This window comes from Streptomyces sp. ATLC9 (genome assembly GCF_057196705.1).
The window spans coordinates 1-1,941 of the sequence record NZ_JBXUOY010000477.1; the positions used below are offsets into that span (position 1 = coordinate 1).

The following is a 1,941-nucleotide window of genomic DNA, read 5'->3' on the forward strand; positions in this document are numbered from 1 at the left end:
GGCCTGCCGGATCCTGGGCGTCTCCCGGGCCACGCCGCACCGGCGGCGGAACCCGAAACCGCCCACGGCCGGGGAACGCCGGCCGTTCCACCATCCCGCGCAGCTGTCCGAGGACGAGCGCCGCACCGTGCTGGAGCTCCTCGCCTCGCCCCGCTTCGTGGACAAGTCACCGGGCCAGGTGTGGGCCACTCTGCTGGACGAGGGCCTCTACCTGTGCTCACAGGCCACCATGTACCGGCTCCTGCGCGAGGCCGGCCAGACCGGCGAACGCCGCGCCCAGGCCCGCCATCCGGCGAAGAAAAAACCCGAACTCCAGGCCCGGGGGCCCAGCGAGGTCTGGTCGTGGGACATCACGAAACTGAAAGGACCCGCCCGCGGCGTCTACTACCAGCTGTACGTCATGCTGGACATCTTCTCCCGCAAGGTCGTGCACTTCGAGATATGGCCCACCGAGACCGGAACCCTGGCCAAAGAATTCATCGAGCACGCCATCACCGCGAACGGCGGGGTGCCGCCTCGGGCGATCCATGCCGACCGCGGAACGTCGATGACCTCCAACACCGTGTCCGGACTCCTCGCCGTACTCGGCATCGAACAGTCACACTCCCGCCCCCGCATATCGAACGACAACCCGTATTCGGAAGCCAACTTCAAAACCCTCAAATACTGTCCAGCATTCCCCGGAACCTTCGGATCCATCGAGGACGCGAACACGTTCTGCGAACACTTCTTCCGCTATTACAACTTCCAGCACCGCCATTCCGGAATCGGCTGGCACACCCCGGCCTCGGTCCATGACGGCAGCGCCCACGCCGTCCAGGCCCGCCGGGCGGACGTCCTGCACGCGGCCTACCGCGCCCACCCCGAACGCTTCCACCGCCGCCCCGTCCCGCCACCCCTGCCGGAGCGCGTGTGGATCAACCCGCCCACCGCCGAATCCACTGACGAAACATCACCACAGACCGCACAAGCAGCCTGACGTCTCAGTCGGATTGACAGCTACCGTCGGGGTTCAGCTCGGGTGCGTAGGCGGGCAGGAAGTGCAGCTCGACCTGGTCGGCGTGGTCGGCGAGCCAGTCGCGGACGGTGCGGGAGCGGTGGGCGGGGTGCCGGTCCACGATCAGGTGGACCTTGCGGTCGAAGTGCCCGATCAGGCGGGTGAGGAAGCGGCACATCACGGCTGCGTCGAAGCTGCCAGTGAAGACCATGAAGTGGATACGGCCCCTGGTGCTGATCGCGGACATCGCGTTGACGGAGAAGCGGTTACCGCTGCGGCGCACGATCGGGGTGCGGCCCTGCTCGGCCCAGGTGCGGCCGGTGACCTGATCGGGGCGGATACCGACCTGGTCGGCGAAGAGCACCTCGGTTCCCTCGGCCTTCGCCTTGGCACGGATCGCCGGCCAGGTCTCCTGGTGCCAGCAGCGCACCGCCTGCTCGTCCTGCTCGACGGCCCGCTTGTCCGGGCGTTGGAACGACAGTCCCCAGCGCTTGAGGTACTTGCCCACGCCCTGCTCGGTCAGCCGCACCCGGTACAGCTTCGCAACCAGTTCCCCGACCTGGGAACGCGTCCACAGCTGCCCGGCAAGCCCCAGGTCACACGGCTGATGGTCCAAGATCGCCTGCCGGATGGCCTGCTGCTCGGCGTCCGAGAGGACCTGGTGCTCACCGACACGCTTCCCGCGTGGCCGGGCCAGCAGTGCATCTCGCCCACCGGCCAGCCACTGAGCCTCTTCCAACCTGACGAGTGGTTGGACCGGCGACCCCGGTGGCGGGCATGAGGAAAGCTCCTGGTGGACGGGTTCACGACCAAGATCACCAGTCCGCCAGGAGCTCTCGTGCTTGTCTACCCGTCTGCCATCGATCTGTCCAGCCGCACCCCGCAGCGTCTCGCCGGTCTGCTCGCGGGGCACCGGCGTCGGATCGGCTCCCGCTGGCGCCGCC

At 68.0% G+C, this 1,941-nt stretch carries 2 protein-coding genes and 1 pseudogene; 2 read left to right on the forward strand and 1 reads right to left on the reverse strand.

What is annotated here, in order from left to right:
- A partial coding sequence (locus AC2CJA_RS26420) for an IS3 family transposase (RefSeq protein ID WP_484605179.1) occupies nucleotides 1-979 on the forward strand: 979 nt, incomplete at its 5' end.
- A gap of 4 nt (nucleotides 980-983) precedes the next feature.
- On the opposite strand, the gene AC2CJA_RS26425 is transcribed toward AC2CJA_RS26420, so the two are convergent.
- Entirely contained in the window at nucleotides 984-1,736 is a 753-nt protein-coding gene (locus tag AC2CJA_RS26425) for an IS630 family transposase (RefSeq protein WP_484605180.1), read from the reverse strand.
- A gap of 99 nt (nucleotides 1,737-1,835) precedes the next feature.
- Here AC2CJA_RS26425 and AC2CJA_RS26430 point away from each other — a divergent pair.
- A pseudogene (locus tag AC2CJA_RS26430) lies at nucleotides 1,836-1,941 on the forward strand (IS5/IS1182 family transposase); the annotation flags it as partial.